The sequence below is a fragment of the Arenibacter echinorum genome (assembly GCF_003259375.1).
GTDB lineage: Bacteria > Bacteroidota > Bacteroidia > Flavobacteriales > Flavobacteriaceae > Arenibacter > Arenibacter echinorum.
Genome location: NZ_QLLN01000002.1, coordinates 90,327 through 112,749 on the forward strand (window position 1 = coordinate 90,327; position 22,423 = coordinate 112,749).

General features: G+C 38.9%; 22 protein-coding genes. 7 read left to right on the forward strand and 15 right to left on the reverse strand.

Features of this window, described 5'->3' with window-relative positions; genetic code table 11:
• Positions 1-104: 104 nt before the first annotated feature.
• The 3 genes from aat to LV92_RS04305 all read right to left on the reverse strand — a co-directional run bounded on the left by aat (position 105) and on the right by LV92_RS04305 (position 2,331).
• The gene (gene aat / locus LV92_RS04295; RefSeq protein ID WP_111622430.1) at positions 105-740 is read right to left on the reverse strand and encodes a leucyl/phenylalanyl-tRNA--protein transferase; all 636 of its coding nucleotides are present in this window, start codon (positions 738-740) and stop codon (positions 105-107) included.
• A gap of 133 nt (positions 741-873) precedes the next feature.
• Positions 874-1,251 carry a DUF3127 domain-containing protein gene (locus LV92_RS04300; protein ID WP_111622431.1) on the reverse strand — a complete coding sequence of 126 codons (378 nt, stop codon included), beginning with the start codon at positions 1,249-1,251 and terminating at the stop codon, positions 874-876.
• Positions 1,252-1,449: 198 nt separating this feature from the next.
• Complete coding sequence (locus tag LV92_RS04305) at positions 1,450-2,331, reverse strand: flavin reductase family protein (protein ID WP_111622954.1); 882 nt, start codon at positions 2,329-2,331, stop codon at positions 1,450-1,452.
• Between the two features lie 117 nt (positions 2,332-2,448).
• Here LV92_RS04305 and LV92_RS04310 point away from each other — a divergent pair, with 117 nt between their 5' ends.
• Both LV92_RS04310 and LV92_RS04315 read left to right on the forward strand, forming a co-directional pair.
• A complete protein-coding gene (locus LV92_RS04310; protein ID WP_111622432.1) occupies positions 2,449-3,597 on the forward strand; it encodes a sensor histidine kinase in 1,149 nt (382 codons plus the stop codon).
• A gap of 4 nt (positions 3,598-3,601) precedes the next feature.
• Positions 3,602-3,952, forward strand: a complete 351-nt coding sequence (locus LV92_RS04315) for a hypothetical protein (RefSeq protein WP_111622433.1) — start codon at positions 3,602-3,604, stop codon at positions 3,950-3,952.
• On the opposite strand, the gene LV92_RS04320 is transcribed toward LV92_RS04315, so the two are convergent.
• The gene (locus LV92_RS04320) at positions 3,945-4,337 is read right to left on the reverse strand and encodes an HIT family protein (protein WP_111622434.1); all 393 of its coding nucleotides are present in this window, start codon (positions 4,335-4,337) and stop codon (positions 3,945-3,947) included. The two genes, LV92_RS04315 and LV92_RS04320, sit on opposite strands and share 8 nt — an antisense overlap.
• Before the next feature lie 121 nt (positions 4,338-4,458).
• Positions 4,459-4,932, reverse strand: a complete 474-nt coding sequence (gene greA, locus LV92_RS04325) for a transcription elongation factor GreA (RefSeq protein WP_111622435.1) — start codon at positions 4,930-4,932, stop codon at positions 4,459-4,461.
• Positions 4,933-5,043: 111 nt separating this feature from the next.
• On the opposite strand from greA, the gene LV92_RS04330 reads away from it, so the two are divergent.
• Positions 5,044-5,481, forward strand: coding sequence for a Rieske (2Fe-2S) protein (locus tag LV92_RS04330; protein WP_111622436.1), 438 nt, complete (start codon positions 5,044-5,046; stop codon positions 5,479-5,481).
• A 6-nt stretch (positions 5,482-5,487) separates the two neighbouring features.
• On the opposite strand, the gene LV92_RS04335 is transcribed toward LV92_RS04330, so the two are convergent.
• Positions 5,488-6,477: a Gfo/Idh/MocA family protein gene (locus LV92_RS04335; protein WP_245946256.1), complete on the reverse strand. Its 990-nt coding sequence runs from the start codon at positions 6,475-6,477 to the stop codon at positions 5,488-5,490.
• Between the two features lie 458 nt (positions 6,478-6,935).
• Between LV92_RS04335 and LV92_RS04340 the strand changes: the two genes are divergently transcribed.
• Genes LV92_RS04340 through LV92_RS04350 form a run of 3 tightly spaced genes read left to right on the forward strand, consistent with a single transcriptional unit; the run spans position 6,936 to position 10,114 of the window.
• On the forward strand, positions 6,936-7,532 hold the full coding sequence (locus tag LV92_RS04340; protein ID WP_111622438.1) for a 3-keto-disaccharide hydrolase: 597 nt from the start codon (positions 6,936-6,938) through the stop codon (positions 7,530-7,532).
• A 54-nt stretch (positions 7,533-7,586) separates the two neighbouring features.
• The gene (locus LV92_RS04345) at positions 7,587-8,681 is read left to right on the forward strand and encodes a DUF6807 domain-containing protein (RefSeq protein WP_211322932.1); all 1,095 of its coding nucleotides are present in this window, start codon (positions 7,587-7,589) and stop codon (positions 8,679-8,681) included.
• A 56-nt stretch (positions 8,682-8,737) separates the two neighbouring features.
• Positions 8,738-10,114 (forward strand): Gfo/Idh/MocA family protein, encoded by a 1,377-nt coding sequence (locus LV92_RS04350; protein WP_111622440.1) that lies wholly within the window; start codon positions 8,738-8,740, stop codon positions 10,112-10,114.
• 139 nt (positions 10,115-10,253) lie between these two features.
• On the opposite strand, the gene LV92_RS04355 is transcribed toward LV92_RS04350, so the two are convergent.
• Positions 10,254-12,425: a TonB-dependent receptor gene (locus LV92_RS04355; RefSeq protein WP_111622441.1), complete on the reverse strand. Its 2,172-nt coding sequence runs from the start codon at positions 12,423-12,425 to the stop codon at positions 10,254-10,256.
• A gap of 329 nt (positions 12,426-12,754) precedes the next feature.
• Here LV92_RS04355 and LV92_RS04360 point away from each other — a divergent pair, with 329 nt between their 5' ends.
• Positions 12,755-15,226: a hybrid sensor histidine kinase/response regulator gene (locus LV92_RS04360; protein WP_111622442.1), complete on the forward strand. Its 2,472-nt coding sequence runs from the start codon at positions 12,755-12,757 to the stop codon at positions 15,224-15,226.
• On the opposite strand, the gene LV92_RS04365 is transcribed toward LV92_RS04360, so the two are convergent.
• From LV92_RS04365 to LV92_RS04405, 8 genes are all read right to left on the reverse strand, one after another.
• Entirely contained in the window at positions 15,201-16,559 is a 1,359-nt protein-coding gene (locus LV92_RS04365; protein WP_111622443.1) for a sigma-54-dependent transcriptional regulator, read from the reverse strand. The genes LV92_RS04360 and LV92_RS04365 overlap by 26 nt on opposite strands.
• Positions 16,560-16,708: 149 nt before the next feature.
• Positions 16,709-17,011 (reverse strand): hypothetical protein, encoded by a 303-nt coding sequence (locus LV92_RS04370; protein ID WP_111622955.1) that lies wholly within the window; start codon positions 17,009-17,011, stop codon positions 16,709-16,711.
• A gap of 377 nt (positions 17,012-17,388) precedes the next feature.
• Positions 17,389-17,691 (reverse strand): hypothetical protein, encoded by a 303-nt coding sequence (locus tag LV92_RS04380; RefSeq protein ID WP_146613510.1) that lies wholly within the window; start codon positions 17,689-17,691, stop codon positions 17,389-17,391.
• A gap of 359 nt (positions 17,692-18,050) precedes the next feature.
• A complete protein-coding gene (locus LV92_RS04385) occupies positions 18,051-18,362 on the reverse strand; it encodes a hypothetical protein (protein ID WP_245946258.1) in 312 nt (103 codons plus the stop codon).
• A gap of 278 nt (positions 18,363-18,640) precedes the next feature.
• Positions 18,641-20,179 carry a DUF4301 family protein gene (locus LV92_RS04390; RefSeq protein WP_111622445.1) on the reverse strand — a complete coding sequence of 513 codons (1,539 nt, stop codon included), beginning with the start codon at positions 20,177-20,179 and terminating at the stop codon, positions 18,641-18,643.
• A complete protein-coding gene (locus tag LV92_RS04395) occupies positions 20,179-20,742 on the reverse strand; it encodes an AAA family ATPase (RefSeq protein WP_111622446.1) in 564 nt (187 codons plus the stop codon). Before LV92_RS04395 ends, LV92_RS04390 begins: the two co-directional genes overlap by 1 nt.
• On the reverse strand, positions 20,697-21,335 hold the full coding sequence (gene pnuC / locus LV92_RS04400; protein WP_111622447.1) for a nicotinamide riboside transporter PnuC: 639 nt from the start codon (positions 21,333-21,335) through the stop codon (positions 20,697-20,699). The genes LV92_RS04395 and pnuC overlap by 46 nt, the downstream gene beginning before the upstream one ends.
• 335 nt (positions 21,336-21,670) lie before the next feature.
• The gene (locus tag LV92_RS04405; RefSeq protein ID WP_111622448.1) at positions 21,671-22,303 is read right to left on the reverse strand and encodes a 4'-phosphopantetheinyl transferase family protein; all 633 of its coding nucleotides are present in this window, start codon (positions 22,301-22,303) and stop codon (positions 21,671-21,673) included.
• Positions 22,304-22,423: the final 120 nt, after the last annotated feature.

A 22,423-nucleotide genomic window follows, 5' to 3' on the forward strand; every position in this document is an offset into this window, starting at 1 on the left:
ACTGCGCTCGAGGAGACAGAGACATTTGCCTATACAACTCAATAACACTTAAAATCAATCGAACTCACATTATATTAAGGATGCGTCGATAGGAATTTATCCAGCTAACCTTTTAAAATTTCGATAAATTGTTTCCTAGGAATCTCCTCAGCACCAAGGCTTTCCAAATGTGCCGTGTACACCTGACAATCGATAAGTTTATATTCTTTTTGCTGCAACTCCTGGGCCAAGCTGATAAAAGCGAATTTGGAGGCATTGCTCCTTTTACTGAACATACTTTCTCCACAGAATACATTTCCAAGGTCTATTCCATAAAGGCCTCCTACCAAAAGATCGTTTTCCCATACTTCAATGGACTTTGCAATTCCCATTTGATGTAATTTTAAGTAGGCGCTTTTCATTTCAGGGGTAATCCAAGTTCCATCCTGCCCTTTACGCTTTATGGCAGAACATGCATCAACAACTTCTTCGTACCTGGTGTTCCAAGTAATCCTAAACTTATTGGATTTTATAACTTGGGCCATACTTTTCGAAATCTTTATTTTGTTTGGAAATAATACCATTCGTGGATCCGGGCTCCACCAAAGAATCATGGAATCCTCATTAAACCATGGAAATATACCATTCTTGTAGGCCAAAAGCAGTCGCTCTGGGGACAAATCGCCCCCCACAGCCAATAATCCGTCATCATCGGCTTTTTCTATATCCGGAAACAGTAAACGATGATTAAGGAGAAACATTTTGAAGTTGATTTTGGATCCTAAAATTAAGAAAACCTATTCGGTTACAAACTGAATAGGTTTTCCTTTTTTTGAAATTACACCGCCGTTAAAAACGGGTATAATTATGCTCCATAAAATTTTTGACCACTAATTAAAATGGCAAATCGTCATGATCATCGTCATTTATATCATCCGCTGGTTCAAAAGCATCCATTGGTGGTACCGGAGGCATCCCTGGAGCATTTGCTTCATCCTGTAAACTTTCTATTCTCCAACCTTGTATGGAATTAAAATATTTGGTCTCGCCCTGTGGGTTTACCCATTCCCTACCTCTTAGATTAATACTTATTTTTACAGCTTGGCCAGCTCCAAAATTATTTAAAAGGTCGCATTTATCCTGTACAAACTCTACCATAATATGTTGTGGATACTGTTCCTCCGTAGTCACCACTACTTCTCTCTTTCTAAATCCGTTGCTCCCAAATGTTTGGGTCTCACCTACCATTTTAATTTTCCCTTGTACTTCCATTTTGCTATTTATATAATTCTACTTTGTATTCTTTTTTTGTCAATATTAAGCATTTTGATCAGGAACACCTAAAACAAAATATCGCATCTTAGTTTTTAAGGGTTCCGCTCCTAAAATATTGCTTGGCATCAATCTACTTTACTCCCTATCCTTATTTCAATCTAAATAATTCATGTTATACACCTCACGTTAATTCTTCTATGAGGGTATCTCGGCCAATAAAACCTTCCAAGCAGAGAGCACATCCTTAGTCTTTAACAACTCTTGGGCCCTTGAATGGAGTAAAGCTTCATCACCTGAACTCAATATGGACCTTAAATCTACATTATTATCAACGTACTGCCTCACCTCTGCTTGGGTTGGCAATTTTTCTATATTACCCAACATTCCCAAATCGTTGCCGGTAAGGATATTGCTCAACCGAATATGTTCAGGAATTTGGTCAACGCCAATTCCTAAATTGGAAACCGGTTTGGGCACTTCAAACAATCCCATATTGGCCCTGCTGTACCAATTGCCCCCCATCCTGGCTACTTGATCTATTTTAAATTGATCAATATTCCCATTTTCATCCAAAATATCGGAATCTACATGAATTTTCAACACTTCTGAAAAGATAAGGTTGCCAGCACCACCCTCCTTTCCCAATGGTTCTACCTTAACGACCTTGCACTCAAACTGCACTGGTGATTCCGCCACCCTAAAAGGTTTTACCAAATCTGAAGGCAACATTGTTAAACCTGATTTGATAAATTCGTTCTCGCCCTCCCTGTACTCTGTGCTTGCCAGGGACATTTGTTGCACCATATTATAATTCACTACATTGATTACCACCTCCATATTGTCCAATACATTGTCCAAGGTATGCTTCGTACTATTGTCCCTCACTCTTCGGGAGGGAGAAAATATCAAAATAGGCGGATTGGAACTAAAGACATTAAAAAAGCTAAAAGGCGATAAATTAGGTCTATTCTTCCCATCAACGGTACTGGCAAAAGCAATAGGTCTTGGTCCAACGGCACCCAATAAATACCCATGTAATCTAGCTGTGGGTACTTCTGAGGCCGTGATGGAAACCATTTTTTTCATAGCAGGTAAAGGTACATAAAATGTAGGCAAAATGAAATAAAGAGGTAGATATCAAAATAGAATATCTTTGTCCAAATTGCGTTATCTTTAAGTATAATTTTTAGTTGGATGGATTTTAGTCCTAAAAAGAAAACTTCGAACCTTCTGTTATTAATAGCTTCCTTTGCTATTGTGAGCTTAATTCTATGGAACACCAACAGTTTTTTCAAGAAGTTTAAGGAAGAAGAACGCCATAAAATGGAAATTTGGGCCACGGCACAGTCTGAATTTTTATCCCTTCCGGTTGACGCCGACCCAGGCAACCTACACATCAAAATCTTTCAGAACAATACCTCCACTCCCATGATACTAGTCAACAAGGACAGTACCATAAAAGTGAACAATATGCCGGGGATCCAGAAAACGGACACCGCTTTTATCCGCGGAAAAATTAATAAATTCAAGGCGGAAAACAAACCTATCTCCATTGAATACAAAGGAGAAAATTTGGCCACGCTATATTACGGGAATTCCGAGGTACTCACCAAGTTAAAGTATTACCCCATTGCCCTTTTATTGATTATCTTCCTTTTTGGAACGGTAATCTATTTTTTGTTCAAGACCAATAAAACATCTGAACAGAATAAACTTTGGGCCGGAATGGCCAAAGAAACAGCCCACCAGATAGGAACCCCCCTTTCCTCGCTCCTGGGATGGAACGAATTATTGCGGGCCGAAAATATCAATCCAGAAATTACCAAGGAAATTGACAAAGATATTAGCCGATTGGAAACTATAACGGAACGTTTCTCAAAAATTGGCTCCCTACCCATTCTTAATGAGTACGACATTGTTGAAGAAACAAAAAATGCATACGATTATTTAAAATTAAGGAGCTCCAAACTCATTCACTTTTCTTTTAATTCACAAGTGGACCATGTACCAGTGCTTTTAAACAAGGCTTTGTACAATTGGACCATTGAAAACTTGGTAAAGAACGGTATAGATGCAATGAGGGGCAAGGGTAGTATTGCCATTGAAATAGTTCCCAACGGAAATTGGGTCAAAGTCCTAATTTCCGATACAGGCAGTGGCATACCAAAAAAGAATTTTCAGACCATATTTAATCCAGGGGTCACCTCTAAAAAAAGGGGATGGGGCTTAGGGCTCTCCTTGGTAAAAAGAATTGTGGAAGAATACCACAAAGGCAAAATTAAAGTACTGACATCCACAAAGGACGGTACCATAATGCAAATTACATTTAAAGTTAAAAATTAAGGTGATGGCAAAGGAGAAATTAGTTGTAATTAAGGAAGCGGATTTAACAAACAATTGTCCCGAATGTTTTAATCAAGAATTAAAGTTGACCTTTTATCAAAGACATACATATGGTCGACTATACGACAGGACCACTAAGGACATCACCCACGAAATTAAATGCAAAAAATGCGGTTCTACGATCTATCCGGTAACCTGGACGGAGGACATAGAGCGCGTATATGATTATTACCAAAAAATGATTGCCCCAGACCGTGCCTCCATACGTTTTACCGCACTGTTTTATATTTTAACACTACTACTTATAATAGTAGTTGCTGCCGGGGCTTATATTGTCTTGGAAGGGATTATTTAATATTGGCTTTAATTTTTTCCGCTATATCCGTAAAATCCTTGGGCGTCAATGCTGTCTTATGCTGAAAAGTGGCATCCCTCATTCCATTCAAAGGAATTAAATGTACATGTACGTGGGGAACTTCCAAGCCTATTACCGTTAGACCCACCCTATTGCAAGGTACACTGGCTTCGATGGCCAAGCCTATTTTCCTGGAAAAGGCCATAAGCCCCAAATAGGTTTCCTCGTCCAGGTCCAAAAGTTTGTCCACCTCTTTTTTGGGAACACATAAAGTATGCCCAGGAGCATTAGGATTAATATCCAAAAAGGCAAAATAATTATCGTCCTCGGCTATTTTATAGGACGGGATTTCACCGTTTATAATTCTCGTAAAAATTGATGACATATTTCTGAACTTAAATCAAATTAAAAGATAGTACAAATATTTTAAAACAGCCTTACGCCTAAAAAATAAAGACCTCAATTGAATAAATCAAATGAGGCCCTATCATATTTTTTAAAATGTTCTATCTGGAGATTTCCAAAATTTCAAATTTCAAAGTTCCATTGGGAACGGTGATTTCAGCAGTATCCCCTACTTTTTTACCCAACAGTCCCTTACCTATGGGCGAACTCACAGAAATTTTACCCGTCTTCAGATCAGCTTCACTTTCTGCTACAAGGGTATATTTCATTTCCATCCCATTATTCATGTTCTTCAGTTTAACGGTAGACAGGACTAACACTTTGGAGGTATCCAGTTGTGATTCATCTATTAACCTTGCATTGGCCAAAGTCTCTTCCATCTTGGAAATTTTCATCTCCAACAAACCTTGTGCCTCTTTTGCGGCATCATATTCGGCATTTTCCGACAAATCCCCTTTATCCCTGGCCTCACCAATTGCTTGCGAAGCTTTTGGACGCTCAACATCCTTAAGATAATTAAGTTCATCTCTCAATTTTTTTAGCCCCTCTGGTGTATAATAAGATACCTTACTCATAAGTTCTACATTAAATAAATAGGAAAATCCTCTTTTTTTAAAGAGGATTTAAGACAAATATACATAAATTTTGTTCAATTTTGTCTAAGTTATTTAAATAGGCACGGTGGTATGACACGCATATTGGGATTATTATTTTTCTTTTTTTTATTGTCCTGCGACAAGAACTCCACCAATAGAAATCCTTACCTACAGGAAATTAGCTTTAGGTTTGATCTAAATTTGAATTTACCTCTTTACAGCCCGTTGACCAATACAGGTAGCGCCGTATATGTGGGTAACGCCGCAGTAGGTACCCGAGGTGCATTTGTCATCAATACCGGATTTAATTCCTATATGGCCTGGGAAGCCAGCTGCCCCAATCATGCCCCAAATGACTGTTCCACAATGTCATTAAATGGACAATTGGTCACCTGCTCCTGTGAAGGTTATGAATACAATTTGTTTACCGGGCAACTAATGAACAGACCGGACGACGGCAAGAGTTATCACGACCTACTATTTTACCGTGCCACCTATAGTGGCAATTCCGTGATCATTTCCAATTAACGCCCCTTACATCTGACCTAAGATTTTGTCCATTATCCAACTAGTATGCAATCCCGACTTTCCAGTTGAAGGATGCTCCCTGTTTTCCAACAAATGCGCCCGTAAGTTTTCCACATGAAACTGCTGCACGTGCTTAGGGTGCTCAATAAAGAGATTTTGAGTACCATTTTCATTGCTCAGGGTAATATCCCCTTCATCAAACACTGGAAAGGATATTTTACCAGTACTGCCAATAATCTCCACCATATCTACCCTTTCCGAGGTACCAAAATTCCAACTGCCTTCCCCAGTAACTCCGTTTTTGTAGATCCAACAAGCAGCAATGGCATCTTTTGCGGTATATAATTTTTGTTGATTGGTGCTAACTCCAAAGGCATTTTCAATATCCCCAAGATAAAACGAAAACAAATCCAACCCATGGCTGGCCAGATCATCAAAATAACCCCCAGGTGCAATTTCACCATCGGTCCTCCAATTGTATGTTTTTTCAAGATCTTCAGTACTTGGTGGTTTAGACAGATGCCATCGGATATGTCTTACATCCCCAATCTCACCATTGTCCAGCCATTCCTTTATTTTTAGAAACCTGGGCAAAGAGCGCCTATAATAAGCCACAAAAAGAGGCAATTTTCTTTCTTTAAAAACATTGTATATCTCCAAGCTGTCTGCATAGCTTGGCGCCATGGGTTTCTCCACACAACAAGGCTTGCCGGCCTCGGCTACCATTAAGGCATAATGTTTATGGGTGTCCGGGGGCGTGGCAATGTACACTGCATCTACTTCTGGATCCCCGATCAAATCCTCAGCTTTGGAATAAAATTTATGGACACCGTGTCTTTTGGCATAGTCCTCCGCCTTTTCTTCATCCCTGCGCATAACGGCAATCAACTGAAAATCCTTAGTTTGTTGATAAGGCGGTCCACTTTTTATCTCAGTAACCGCTCCACAACCAATTATTCCCCATCGCATTGGTTTCGTGTAACTAGTATTGTTCATTATCTAAAAATTTATAGGTTTTGGTCATCTACTTAAGTCACAAAAATAACGGTTAAAATATGAATTAATCACCGCAAAATCGAGGATTCTTCATTATGCTATGAGAAATTACCCAAATTGGGAAAGTTAAAATCGAATAAAATAATTTTCCAATTGACGCTTGAAAAATGCAAACTCAATTATCTGATATGCAGTATAGCGCTTGGTATTTCATCTTGACAGGCCATAATCAACTGCACAATTCTTAACTCTACTTAATGGTATTTTACCAATACTTAAGTTTCCTCTAAATTTTGGCAGATAAAATTGGAAAATGACATAGTTTTTAAATAGTTTTATAAAAAAACGGTGTGGCATTAAGAATACTTTAATGTAATGCTTAATAATTTAAGAAGAACTGCTTTGTTAATCATAGACCACATTCCAATTTATAGTATCACCGTTAAAACCTTAATTAAATGAAAGCAAAAATTATTTGTACGTTTCTGATAGTGAATTTTATTACGTTAAACATGTTTGCACAAGACCCAGTGCTTAAAAGTGTTTTTAACGGAAAAAATCTCAAAGGGTGGGTTGCTCCTGAAAACAACATATGGTGGTCCGTAGAAAATGGAATATTACGTGCCAAAAGTGGTCCTGATAAAAAGGGATCTATTTTATGGACCGACAAGGAATATACCGATTTTGTAATAGAAACCGACTTCAGATATGACGAAGGAACGGTAGATACTGGAATTTTTCTTAGAAATGACAAGGAACAGATACAAATGGGGATTTCGGGCTCCTTAAAGCGTGATATGACCGGCTCCCCCTATATTGTAGGAAAAAAATATCCCGTAGAAGCCCAAAACGTCAAGGAAATTCTAAAGCCCAACGACTGGAATACCATAAAAGTGATAGCCATTGCAGGCTATTATGAAGTTTGGCTCAACAACAAACATGTTATGAGTTACACCTCCGACAGTTATGTTAAAACGGGACCCATAGGATTGCAACTACACCCAAATACTGAGATGACCGCCAGCTTCCGAAACATCAAAATTGGAAAAATGTAGTGGAACTATTTGCTCTTGGAACAAATTAATCTAATTCAATATCGATCAACAAAAATGAACACACCAACTTTACTTCTTAAATCTGGTTTAAGCAGTCTTATAGCCTTACTCTTTATGGTATCATGCAAGCAGGCCAAATCTGATAAAACGGCTGAGACCGACATTCAACCCAAGTTAGAAAAAAGAATAAAACTGGTCCGTAACGACCAAGAAAAAAAGGTGGATGTATTTATAGATGGCAATCTATTTACTTCCTACATCTACCCTACCAACATTAAAAAACCCGTACTATACCCTCTAATCACCCCTAAGGGAACTAAAATTACTAGAAAATATCCCCTGGAGCCGTCTGTAGGTGAAAGGGTGGACCATCCGCATCACGTAGGGGTTTGGTTTAATTACGGTGATGTTAACGGATTGGATTTTTGGAACAATTCCGATTCCATAAAAGTAGAAAAGAGAGGTAGTTACGGTACCATTCTTCATAAGGAAATACTGGGCATGGAAGACGGTAATGAGGAAGCAAGGCTAAAGGTGGCCATGGATTGGGTTTCTAACGAAGGAAAGGTATTGCTAAAAGAAAACACCACTTTTATTTTTAGAGGCGCTCACGATGAATATTCTATAGATCGCATCACCAACCTTTCTGCTCCCAATGAAAAAGTAATTTTTAAGGACAACAAGGAAGGAGTCCTAGGCATACGGGTTACACGCGAATTGGAGCACCCTTCTGACAAGCCCGATATTTTTACCGATTCCAATGGAATCCCTACAGGTGTCCCTGTCCTAAACAATGAAGGTGTAAATGGAAATTACATTAATAGCGAAAATATTGAAGGGGACGACTGTTGGGGAAAAAGATCCAATTGGGTAAATTTAAGATCCAACATTGGCGATGAAAAAATCTCCCTGGCAATCTTAGACCATACTTCAAATGCCGGCTATCCCACCTATTGGCATACCCGTGGCTATGGCCTTTTTGCTGCCAATCCCCTAGGGCAGGAAGTTTTTAGTGATGGAAAGGAAACCTTAAACCTAAGCCTGGACAAAGGGGAGGATGTAACCTTTAAACATCGGATTATAGTCGCCAGTAAGAATTTGGAAAAGGCTGAGCTTGATGCAGAATTTAACAAATTTTCAGCGCAATAAATTGCTGCAAGGCATATGGATAAAATAATCATCAATACCATTAATAAAACATAATTATGGACAACAGAAGAGACTTTATTAAAAAAACTACCCTTGCCAGTACCGGCGTTGTTGTTGGTGCATCTGCCTTTTCCGCTAAATCTTACGGGAACATTATGGGTGCCAATGACCGTGTGGTCTTGGGATCTATTGGCGTTAGGGGTCGTGGTAGTGATTTGTTGGAAAATTTTTCCGAGATGTACGATAATGGCGTGAGAATTAAAACTGTTTGCGATGTTGATTCTGCCGTTTTGGGCGACAATGTAAAAACGGCTACCAAAAACCAAAAAGGTAACAAACCAGGAACCGAAGAAGATATGCGCCGTGTTTTTGAGGACAAGGAAATAGACGCCGTAATCGTGGCTGTTCCCAATCATTGGCATGCACTGGCCACCATCTGGGCCTGCCAGGCAGGAAAACATGTATATGTTGAAAAACCTAGTTCCCATAATGTATGGGAAGGAAGAAAAATGGTAGAGGCAGCCCGAAAATATAATCGGGTAGTCCAGGTAGGGTTCCAAAACCGATCTATTAGCAATGTGATGCAGGCAATGGATTTTCTACATCGTGGTGGTATTGGAGAAGTATTTTTATCCCGAGGCACATGTTTTAAACCTAGGGATTCCTTTGGAATTTCTCCCGATAGTGTTTCACCTTCAACCTTGAACTATGATCTTTGGCTGGGTCCGGCCGCCTATAGGCCTTACAATGAAAAAAAGGGGCACTATAATTGGCATTGGCACTGGGATACCGGCAATGGTGACACAGGCAACCAAGGGCCACATCAATTTGATATAGCCCGGTGGGGACTCAACAAGAAAGTACATCCGGTAAAGGTACAGTCTATGGGAGGTATTTTTGGGTTTACACCACAGGAATGTTCACAAGAAACTCCAAACACCCAAACCTCCGTATTTGAGTATGGGGATGGAAAAATATTGGAATTTGAAACCAGGGGCAGATATACCAACCATGAGGCCAATTTAGGAGTCAAAATTGGTAATATGTTTTACGGAACAGAAGGGTGGATGGAAGTAAACGGCTCTACCTGGAAAGCATACAAGGGCAAGGAAACCGAACCTTTTGCAGGTTCTGAAATGGCCGGTAGTGCTGCCGTTGGGGGTGACACCTCCTTTTTGACCGCCCCTGATAGCAAAGGACATTATGGGAATTTTATAGACGGGGTACGCTCAGGAAACCGTCATGATTTAAATTGCGATATAGAGACAGGACATATGTCCACCGTCCTGCCATTGATAGCAAATATTGCCTTGAGGGTGGGAGAAACCTTAAAATTTAATGGGGAGTTCGAAAAATTTATAAACAATGAAGAAGCTGATCTAATGCTTACCAGAAAGTACAGATATCCATATATAGTTCCGGAAAATGTATAATCCTCCAACCTAAGTATGGATTCTCTTGAATTGCTAAAATCAATTATAGGGAGAAACATTTAAAAAGAATAAACCCCGATGTTAGCTGTATAGGCCAACATCGGGGTTTTTAATTTCCGAATAAAGCGGTAAGGTGTACTTAAAAACCTATGGATGCCCCTAAGAGAAAATTAATCCCTGCCTGCGGATAGTAACCAGCTCCTTCATAAGTGGTAACGGTTCCAGGCACAGAATAATCATCATCATAAGTATAAAAATATCCATTGGACACATTTAAGGAATCGAATATATTATTGACCAGTCCAGATAAAACAATGTTCTTAACAAAACCGTTGGTATTGATTTCATACTGCACATTAAAATCGGTCTGCGAATACGAATCCAACTTGGACCCTTCAGAATCTATATTACCCATATATTGCTCTCCAACAAACTTGGTCAACAAGCTAAATTGAAGATTTTCCTTAGGTTGATAGGTTAAAACATTTCCTACAATAATATAGGGCGAAAAGGAAATATGGGTATCCCCAAGTTCTTGTAGATCACCATCCCGCTGAAATACAAAATCCCTGTTTCTGTTACTGCTCAATGCCACATTGGGACGTATTTTAAATTGATTCCCCAAGGCTATGGTAGCATCCACTTCCAAACCTAAGCGGTAACTATCTCCAACATTGGCACGTAAGGGAGCTCCAACATCATTTAGCTCGCCAGTGAGAACCAATTGATCCTTATATCCCATATAATACACATTGGTATTCAGCTGTACATCTGGGGAAACATAGCGCCATCCCAACTCATAATCGTTCAACTTCTCAGGCTTGGGGCTACCGCTTTCATAATCGTTTCTGTTAGGTTCACGATTGGCCCTGGCATAAGAGAGGTAAAAATTATTATTCATGTTTAGATCATAGGTAACACCTACCTTGGGATTGAAAAAATTAAAGGTGTCATCTACAAGGCCAGTGTCTTCGCCATTGGCCGTATAGCCTATGGTCCTAAACTGTAAATCCCCATAAGCACTCCATTGGTCGCTAAACTTATAATTGGCCTTGGCAAAAAGATTTAGGTCTGTTTTGGTGGAACTGTCATCATAATATCTGTCTTCATAATCCTTATTGTTGGAAAAACGGGCCCAAATAATTTCCCCAAAATGGCTTCCTTCATATTTGTTCCAACCTCCTCCAAGAATTAAATTCAAACTCTCTTTGTCATAAGTTGCAGAAAAAGTGGTTCCATAAAAATCATTGACCAGCCAGCGTCTTCGTATTAGATCCGTATTATCCACTTCTTCCCCCTCAACCATTATAGGCTCAATTCCATAGGTACTAAAGTCATCGTTTTCCCTATACTGCTCAAAAAAACCCCTTCCCTTGGTAAAATGGAATGCCAGATTGGTATTCCAATTATCTGCAATTTGTTCGTTCCAATGCAATTGAAAATGGTTTTGTCTATAATTATCCTCTTCGTGGTCATAAAACCGGGTATTACCATTTTCATCGGTAAAGATTCCGGCGGAATTAAAGGTTCTGTCAGACTCCAAAGTTTCGGCATCTATACCGTTCCAGGCCTGATAGGTAATTTCGTGCCCGCCGAACAACAATGCTTTAACCAAGGTATTGTCATCCACATAGGACCCTTGCAAAAAATAGGAATCCAATTCGGAAGAAGCTCTATCAATGTAACCGTCCGAGGTTATTCTGGACAAACGTCCGGCAATTTCAACATGATCGTTCAATAGGCCGGTGCTAAATTTTAAATTATTTCTAAGTGTGCCAAAGCTGCCTATGGAAGACGAAACCTGACCAAAGGCCTCTTCCGAAATGGCATCGGTCAACAAGTTTAAACTGGCTCCAAAGGCTCCTGATCCATTTGTTGATGTTCCCACTCCACGTTGTAGTTGCAGACTTTCTGTGGAAGAGGCGAAGTCGGGCATGTTTACCCAAAAAGAACCATGTGATTCCGCATCGTTGTAGGGAATACCATTAATGGTAACGTTTACCCGTGTACCATCACTACCACGAACTCGGATACCTGTGTAGCCGACACCGGCCCCGGCATCTGAAGTGGTAACCACAGCTGGCAGAAAATTCATTAGAATAGGAATATCCTGTCCCAAATTTCTGGGTTTGATCTGTTCCTTGGTCAGGTTGGTGAAAGTTACCGGAGATTGCTTGGTTACCCTAACAGCGGATACCAATACCTCATCCAAGGCAATTTCTTTTCCTTCCAAAGAATCTTTGGGTTTCTCTTGGCCAATCGCCAAAAGCGTAGTCGCGACGATAGCGACCGTTGTGAACATAGTTTTCATCCGTAATACATTTGTTACGAATAAAAGGGGCTATTATTCTTGTTAAAAATTGATTTTTGTTTTTTTCCGATTACAATATTGTATCGAAAATAAAACGTTGGAAATTCCAAAACGCGATTTTCGCATCCCTTGGCAGCATTACCTGCCCAGGTTCCTTGGGTATAATCTCAGCCTGACCTAACAAGCACCCCTTTGAGACGAGGGCAAATTTACGTACGGCCATTCTAATATCATAATAAAAAGCACTAAAATAATTAACTATAATTTATAGACCAGAGGGCCTTGAAATACGTAAATTAGAATACCAGCCATAAAAACTGGAATCATTAATGAACAAGACAAAGAATAAATTCACCTTTAAAATAATGTTCAGCTACCTAATGCTCGGGATATTGACCCTTGTAGTAGCTTATTTTATATTTTCAGAAATTAAGGTATTGGTATCAACCGACGCGGCAACGGAAAACGATGCCAAATTACTAAAAACGGGCTCCCTACTTACAGAACTATATGAGGCGGAAAGTCTTTCCAAGCTGGCACTCCAAAAAAAGACTCCAAAAAGTTTTACGGCCTACGCCCAAAAGATAGATTCCATCTTTATTACCATAGACTCACTTAAACTACTTACGGTTAATGACTACCAAAAGGAAATGTTGGATAGCGTGCAGGGCCTTCTTAAAAAAAAAGTATTCAATAGCAATGAACTTTTAAGATTAAAGAGAAATAATGAAACCAACAGTTCCATTGACAATGCCATAAAGAAGCTTAACAAAATGGAGGAATCCCTGGGTATTATACCACCTGAAAGCTTTACCCCCGATTATTTGGACCTACCGCCGGATACTAGGGATATCGTAAAAAAATGGGCAGAATATTTGAGTGAAAATGTCCCCAAAGACACCAGCAAGGTTGCAGTTTCACAGCGGGTAGATTCGGTGTTAACAGCATCTAAATCACTTCTTACAGAGGCCAAACAGAGCAATACCAAAACCCTGCGTTCGGTAGCGCAGAAAGAATTGCAATTAAGTAGGGCCGATCTGGAAATTTCGCAGCAGCTCCGTAGTATTATTTCTGCCTTTGAACAGGAAGTAATCGCAAAATCCTATAACGACAACCTAAAAAAGCAAACTGCCCTAAAAAGAAGCCTACGGGTGGCCGGTTTTGCCAGCTTGCTGGGTATAGCGATTGTGGGACTTTTTACTTTTTTGATTACCAAAGATTATTGGAAGGTTCAATTATACAGACAGCAGTTGGAAAAGGAAAAGAAATTTTCCGAATCCCTTTTAAAAAGTCGGGAACAATTGATTTCTACCGTAAGCCATGACCTGCGAACCCCCTTGAATACCATAACCGGGTATTCCGAACTTATGGAAAACACTGGCCTTACGGGTAAACAAGTCTCCTATTTGAAACATGTAAAATCAGCATCAAAATATGTGGATAGTTTGGTTAACGATCTATTGGATTTTTCCAAACTGGAGGCAGGGAAAATCAAGGTAGACAAGACCGTATTTATTCTCTCTAACCTCATTAGGGAAACGGCCGAAAACCTCAAAGAAATACACTCGAAAAAACCCATTGAACTCGTTATAAAAATAGATGGGCAATTGGATAATCCCGTTTTGGGAGATCCATTTAGGATAAGACAAATTTTGACCAACCTTATCGGCAATGCCTATAAATTCACCAATGAAGGTTTCATAAAAGTTGAAGCCAAGGTGATAAGCGAGGCAGATGGAAACTATCAGGCGGTAATAAAGGTCACAGATTCTGGCATCGGTATTAAAAAAGAAAAGCAAGAGTACATATTTAAAGAGTTTACCCAAGCGGAGGAGGATACGGATAAAAAATATGGGGGTTATGGACTGGGCCTTACTATCTCCAAGAAACTCACCGAGCTTTTAGGGGGAGAAATTAGCCTTCAGAGCGAGGAAAATGAGGGAAGTTCATTTATGATTAAAATTCCCCTTGAAATATCAAAAAAACCATTGAATTCTCCCAAGAAAATTGAAATCAGCCCAAAGGTTGAGTTATCCCTTCTTATTATAGATGATGACCTTGCCATGCTAAAACTACTAAAGGAAGTCTGTCAACATTCAGGCCTCTCTGCCCATACCTATAATAATTTTAATGACGTTTCAAAAACAGGGACACTTGAGTACAACATGGTTTTGACCGATATACAAATGCCGGATATTACGGGTTTTGAAGTACTGAGCAAGCTCCAAAACGGCACCTATTCGCATTATGCCGGGCAACCTATAGTAGCGATGACCGGACGGAAAGATTTAAAAAGAGAGCAGTATATTGAAGCAGGTTTTTCAGATATCCTCCTGAAACCCTTTACCAAAGATATGTTCTTGGAAGTATTGACCAACTTGTTCCCCCAAGCAGTTCTCGAGGAACCTGAAAGTAAAGCAAAACCTGTCATTTCCTCTGGTTCCAACTTGTTCCAGTTGGGGGTTATTTCCTCCTTTTTGGGAGATGATGAGGAAGGCATCGCCGAGGTTCTACAGACCTTTATTACGGACACTAAAACCAACATGGAAAAACTGAAAGTGGCGGTAGAAGATCTGGACATCAAGAAAGTGAATGTTGTTTCCCACAGGATGCTTCCCATGTTCCGTCAATTGAATAGTACGGAAATAGTTCCCATTTTAGAACAAATGGAGATTTTGGAAATTGGCCAATGGGAACCTAAGATCTTAAAACAAACCTACAGAGATCTTCAAAATAAGTCCACCGTTTTAATCCTTGCCATTAAATCGTATTTGGCTACAAGTCCAAATTATAGTGATTAATTTTGTTATATAGCGTTTTCCTTGTGATCTGCAGCAATTTGGCCGCTTTGGATTTATTAAAATTTGATTGTTTTAAGGCCTTTACTATTTGTTCCTTCTCATAATCGGCCTTGGAAAAGTTATCGACTTTAACGTTGCCTTCTTTGCTCCTATATACTTCTTTGGGCAAGGCCGCTTTCTCCACCATATCCCCGCTGGTCAATAAAACCGCCCTTTTTATAACGTTCTGTAATTCCCGTAGATTTCCTGGCCAATGATATTGCTTAAATATATCCTTTACATCCTCAGAAAAACCTTCTACCTTTTTTCCCAAGGATCGGTTGGCTTTTCGCAAAAAGAAATCGGCGAAAAGTGGTAGATCTTCGAAGCGTTCGTCCAAGGACGGAATTTCTACAGAAAATTCGTTGATCCTGTGAAAAAGGTCTTCCCTAAAACTACCGTTCTCAACAGCCTCCGTAAGATCTTCGTTTGTGGCCGTTACAATACGGATATCTACCTCTATCTCTTTATTGCTGCCTACTCTTTTAATTTTTCTTTCCTGCAAGGCCCTTAACAACTGTATCTGGTTTTCATAAGAAAGGTTCCCTATTTCGTCCAAAAATAAGGTACCCCCATTGGCAGCTTCAAAATGACCTTTCTTATCCTCCACGGCTCCAGTAAAACTCCCTTTGATATGCCCAAAAAATTCACTGGTTGCTATTTCCTTGGGAATGGCTCCACAATCCACAGCTACAAAACTGTGTTCTTTGCGCTTACTATTATCGTGTATTGCCCTGGCAGTTACCTCCTTCCCTGTCCCGCTTTCCCCGGTAATTAAAACGGACATGTCCGTTGGGGCCACCAGCTTTATATACTCGTGCAGTTTTTTGGATGCCTCACTTATTCCAATGACAACCCTATCGTCCTGGGGCTCATCTAAAGTATTTTCAATCTTATTGCTCTCCTTTGGCTCACTATCCAATTGCCCCTTGGTCTCTTGGTTTAAGGCACTTTTAATCTGCATTAAAATTTCCTCTGGAGTAAAAGGTTTGGAAATGTAGTCGTAAGCACCTTTTTTCATGGCCTCCACGGCAGAACCAACCTCAGCATAACCAGTCATCACAATCACCTGAGTCTTTGGATTTACCTCCTTGATATCGGATAACAGTTGTAGGCCATCATAATTAGGGAGACGCAAATCTGTCAATACTAGATTATAGGTGGTTGCCTTGAATTTGGTCTTGGCTTCCTGGGCTGTAAAACTAACGTCGACATCGTATCCGTTTCTAATCAAAAACTTTTGAAGCATTTGACAAAAAGCGGCGTCATCTTCAATGATAAGGAGTTTGGGCATACCTTTCTATTACAATTTACTATAGATAGTAAAAATACCATAAGAAAGTTAGTTGCCTTTAAAAAATTTCATAAAAAAAGAGGGGGATTGAATAAACAATCCCCCTCTTACCAAACCAACTTGATACAAAACAAATAATTCAAGTTTTATTATAGTTCTATCCAATTACCGTCTTTATCGGCATACAAAGTACCTGTAGTACCGTCCTCCAAGGTTACTTCCAACTTATATTGCTCTTGCTTATTTACATAAGCCTTACTGATGGCCCCGGAAGGATAGTCAGTTGAAACAGCTGTTGAAACCGCTTCTGGCAAATCACTTGTCTCTATTTCCGAGAAGTCGTCCTGAGCTATTGCAGTTTGTGTAGTTTCTAGGGCTACATCTTCACCTGCTTGAGCAAATGCGGTTAGACTTCCGAATGATAATACTGCTACAAAAAATAATTTTTTCATGATTTTCATTTTAATAGTTGAACTTGTTATATCTATTGAAAATATGATACCAAGATTCAACCAATGCCATATTTAAATCTAAATACTTGTAAATGTGAGTGTTATGAAATGTGTATGGAAAATTGAACTGTATAATTTTGGGTATTAAAATCTTTTAATGGGTAAAAACTAAACACTCTGTCCTTTATATAATTTTTATATTCGAAAACAGATTCCTTATTACTCAATAATTAATTGTGTAAAGTCGCTAATCAAATGATTAGACTATCAAGTGAGTGACATACTTCAACCTAGAAAATACCAGAAACAAAAAATGGGATCGTTAAAACAATCCCATTATCATTGGACATTCCAATAATATCATAAATTAGCACATCCTATCTTTCTATCCAATCTCCATCCTTATCGGCATATATAGTACCGCTATTCCCTTCCTTCAATATTATATCCAACCTGAATTGTCGGGAATTGTTCATATACGCCTTATTGATTACCGCCGAAGGATAATATGTGTCTATTGCCTTGGTCACTGCTTCGGGCAATTCTGCAGCCCCTATTTCGGAGAATTTATCTTGGGCAACACTCATCTCCGTAACCGCCCCCTTAACTACTTTGTTCTCCTGTCCACAGGCGGTTAAACTTGTTATTGATAATGCAATTCCAAAAAATAGCTTTCTCATGATTCCAATTTTAATGATTATTACCATTACCAATGGAAAAACAATACCGAAATCATTAAAACGCCTCATTTACTTGACTTTCAATAACTTAAAGAACATTTGTTATTATACTGAAACTGTGTAATAATGGGTATTAAAGCATTCAATTGTGTTAAAATTACACACCATGACCACAGTCGGGACAAACAGATCTAACGTAAAAACCCGTGTAAAGCACCAAATACAACAACGTTTATACGCCGCTTCCACTAAACACTAATAATAGCATTGGGAGCCACTTCCCTATAGAAACGCATAAGGGCCACCATACGGTAGCCCTGCTAATTCAAATAACTCATATAACTCACTTTACCAATGTATTACATGTCTATCCAGTTGCCTTCAGCATCGGCGTATAATTCGGAATTGGTTCCATCGGAAAAAGTAACCTCCAACTTATATTCAGCTTCCTCATTTACATACGCCTTGTTTATTACCGCTCCAGCATGATCTTTCTCCAAAGCCTTTGTAATTGTGTCAGGCAACTGATCAACGTCTATTTCAGTAAAATCTTGAGCCATAATTATTTCCATAATTCCATCGTGAAAAATAGGAGGGGTGGCCAAAACTGGACTTAAACTTCCCATTGCCATCGCTGTGGCAAAAACCAAGCTTTTCATATCATTTTTCATATCTCTAATGTTTTGTGTGAATACTATTTGTTTCTCACAGGACACAGAAGGAAAATTGTGCCAACATATAAAATTGAACAATTTTAGGTTCAATATATTGATAATCAATAATTTACAATATTTTTAGCATCTATAATGAATGTGTAAATATGTATAGCACCACAAAAAGTGTATAAAAGTTATACACTTTTTGAGTACAATACCTGATATATTTGATTGAAATGGAAAATCCACCTAGCAACAGAAGTCAAAGATAATCCAATTTGTTGACCACAAATCTATTTTACCTGATGAGCAGGTTTCAGTAGGTCGTTCACCGTTTTTACAGGATTAAAGGTCACCAAGGGAACCTCCACAAAAATAGTATTCCAAAAGGCCATGGCACCGTTCCATAGACCAGGTAACTCCAAAGCCTTTAGATCCTTGCCTTCTTTGGTTTTTTGGGTGATAAAACCTTGTTTGGCGTCTACAAAATTGAGTAAATTAAATTTCTCCCCCTTATAATTTTTAACCCCACAGACCAAATCTACCGGATTAAAATGGGTAGAGTTCTTTAAGATATCGACCTGTGCGGGATTATCCATGTCCACTTGTGCAGATTCAATAATTTGAAGAGAAATATGATCGTGGGCATCCCTTATCCAAAATGGACCACCTCCAGGTTCGCCTTCATTTTTGACCATTCCACAAATACGAATTGGACGGTTAATCTTATCCTTCAAAATTTCTATTTGTTGCCCTATACTAAAACCACCGAATTTATCTGAGAATCGGACATTTAAATCCTTTTCAAGAAACGATTTTATAGTTTCCAATAATTCGGAAGTTAAATTATCACCATCCAATAACTTGGCATATTCAAAAGCCTTGTTTTGTAATTCCAACAACAGTCCGGCCAATATCTTTTTGCTTCTGGCAACATCGTCGGAAAATCTTGGAACTACTACATTATCTATATTCTTTATAAAAATAATGTCCGCATCCTGCTCGTTAAGGTTCTCTATCAATGACCCATGACCGGCTGGTCTGAATAATAAGGAACCATCGGAATTCCTGAACGGCTTATTGTCCAAAGTTACAGCGATAGTGTCCGTGGAGGGTTTCTGGAAGGAATAATTTACCGTAAAGGAAGTTGTAGCCTCCTTTGTCACCCTCTCCCCAGCAGTCTTAAATTCCTTGTTGAACATTTCGCCATGCTGTTCAGAAATGGTAAAATGTAAATTTGCCTCGTTATTCACCTGGGCATAGGCAACAGCCTCCTTTAAATGTTCCTCGAAAGGCGTGGCGGTATGCTTGCCATAGTCGTGAAAGGGCAAAAGGCCTTTCGGGTAAATTCCGAAATCCAAGCCTTCGGACAATAACATCTCCTTTACAAAGAGATACTTTTCCTCATCCTTGGAGCTTGTCTTACCAGCAATCCGTTTTTGAATAAGGTCATAAAAGGCAAAATTTTTGTACCCATCAAAAAAGGCTTTAACATCCTTGTCCTTGGTCCTATCCAAATAGGCCTCAAACTTTTCGACTTTGGGATCATAGGTGTCCAAGAAATTGAACATAGCCTTGAACATTCGGGATGCCGCACCTGAAGCCGGCACAAATTTTAGAAGTGAAATCTTCTTTATTGCATCCTCAAATTTTTTAATGAACTTTTGTTCCTCTACCTCGGAAAATTTAGAAATGCCATCGGATACTACCGCGGCCTTTTCCAATCTCACGAAAGGAATACCCTCCTTAAATGTCTCAATTTGACCAAGAACTTTTTCTTTAGAAATACCCTTCTTTTCTAATTGTTTTTTGTCTGCTTCCGTTAATTCCATTATTTTCTTAGTAGTTGGTTAATGTAGTTCTGGGCCGTCGTCAGCCTTGTTTTTTTATCACCCTTTAAGATAATAAAATTCCTGTTATATTTTTCCAAAGTATCCTTGAAATAAAGAAACATTCGTTCACGGTCATTTGGTTTATCCCTTAAATCGTCTTTTTCCCAAGGAATGTCTATATAGGTCAGAAAATAGATATCGTAAGTATTCTGTAACGCGTATGCCTCCAAAACCGGATTACAATATCCCAAATAGTAGGCTTCGGAATAAACTTTGGTCTCCAGAAGATCAGTATCGCATATTAAAACTTCATTGGCCTTTTTGGTCAGGGAATTTTCCAATTTGATCTGCCCTTCAGCGATGGGCAATAAATCTTTTGGCTCACAAGTTTTCCCTTCCCTATCCCATTTATCCTGAAGGTATTCACGAGCATATTCTGGCACCCAAACGGTATTGTAATGCTTGGCTAAATCTTGGGACAAGGTTGTTTTTCCAGTAGATTCCGGACCAAATAATACTACTTTAACAATACTTGAGGGCTCTTGTTTAAACTTTTCTTCCATGCAAGGTATCCGAAAATGGCAATAATAGTGAACAATAAATATTGTAGAGATGTAAATATAAGTCCTTTATAAAGATATAATGGAACGGATATTACATCGCCGATAATCCAATATACCCAATTTTCAAGTTTTTTCTTGGCCATGAGCCACATGCCAACAAAGAAAACGGCAGTTGTGAAGGTATCCACATAAGCTGTCCAGCTATCCAACTTATCGAATACCACATATACCAAAACAACAAATAAAATAGTAGCAACAAATAAAACAACTGTCCATTTTTTCTCTTTGGCATTCGTTGTTGTTATGGGAATAAAATGGGTCTCATCTACCTTTCTGGTCCAAATATACCATCCGTAGACACTCATTGTGAAATAGTAGGCATTGATAAGCATATCTCCCAATAACCCAAAAACAAAAAGGATATATACGAACAACCCGGTGCTAATGATTCCTGTGGGAAAAACCAGTATATTCTCCCGCATGGAGTACCAAACACTTAAAAATCCGAAAAATACCCCTACCATTTCCAAAATTATCAAATGGACGGGAATATCTTGGTATTGGGCAAAAATCCAATCAAAAAAGGGGCTCATAGTTACTCCGGTCAGATTTTACATTTTTTATACTTATCAAACCACTTTCCAACAATTCAAATGAAGATTTCTTTCCACATTCAACCGCTGCCTAAGTCCTGAAGATACATACATTAATCAATAGGTCTCCTTTTGGTGATTTCCTTAAGGCTTTAGTAAAGTAATCTTGACCAAAAATAACTTTTCCCATTATAAATCTTAGGATTTATCAGGAAAAATACTTTTGAATTGATAGGTGTATCACATCTATTCCCAAACAAGAGAATTAACTTAACCCATAACTGTATAGTAGTAATATCGGCTTGGATAAGGCTGCCCGTATAGATTCCGAACCACTAATTTTTAATGGCATACACACAGGTATATCCCTCGAACTCCGAAAATATAATATTGTAATGAGAGGATTTTCCCTTGTATAGAATAGTACCCGTAGTCTCCGAGTCGGACAAAGAAAAATCCGTAATATCTATATGGTGTAAAAAACTTAGGCCGTGTTGGGCATATATCTTGTAAAGGGATTCCTTGGCGCCCCAAACAATAGTAAGTTTTCTTACCAGGGCATCCGCATTTGCCACGGTTTTATATTCCTCCAAAGGAGTATACTTGTTGGCTATCCTTAGAATCTTATCGCGCTGCATTTCAATATCAACACCCACCTCTTTGGTGTCCGAAATAATAATTCCTGTAAATTCGTGGGAATGTGTAATGGAGATGAATTTGCCATCGGTCAAATGAGGTTTGCCCGCATCATCGTAAAATAAATCATGATCAACATAGCCCTCAACCGCCATTAAATGTCTTATACTCAAGAAACCCCTTCTATGCAATTCCGATTTCATCCCCATCATACGTTTTTGGCAATGCGGGGTAAGCACAACCCCTTCAGAAAGTTGAGATTCCGTTTCTTCAACTTTCCAAATCAAGACTTTAGCGTTATCCTCAACTGTTATTGTTTTGTAAAGAGGCATTAGATTATTTAAGTTATTACTACCTTTGCAAATGCAAAAAATAAGAATATTGTTCTATTACTAAAATAAAAATAAAAAAGGAGAAGAAATAGGCTAATCGAAGATATTCTTGATTTATAT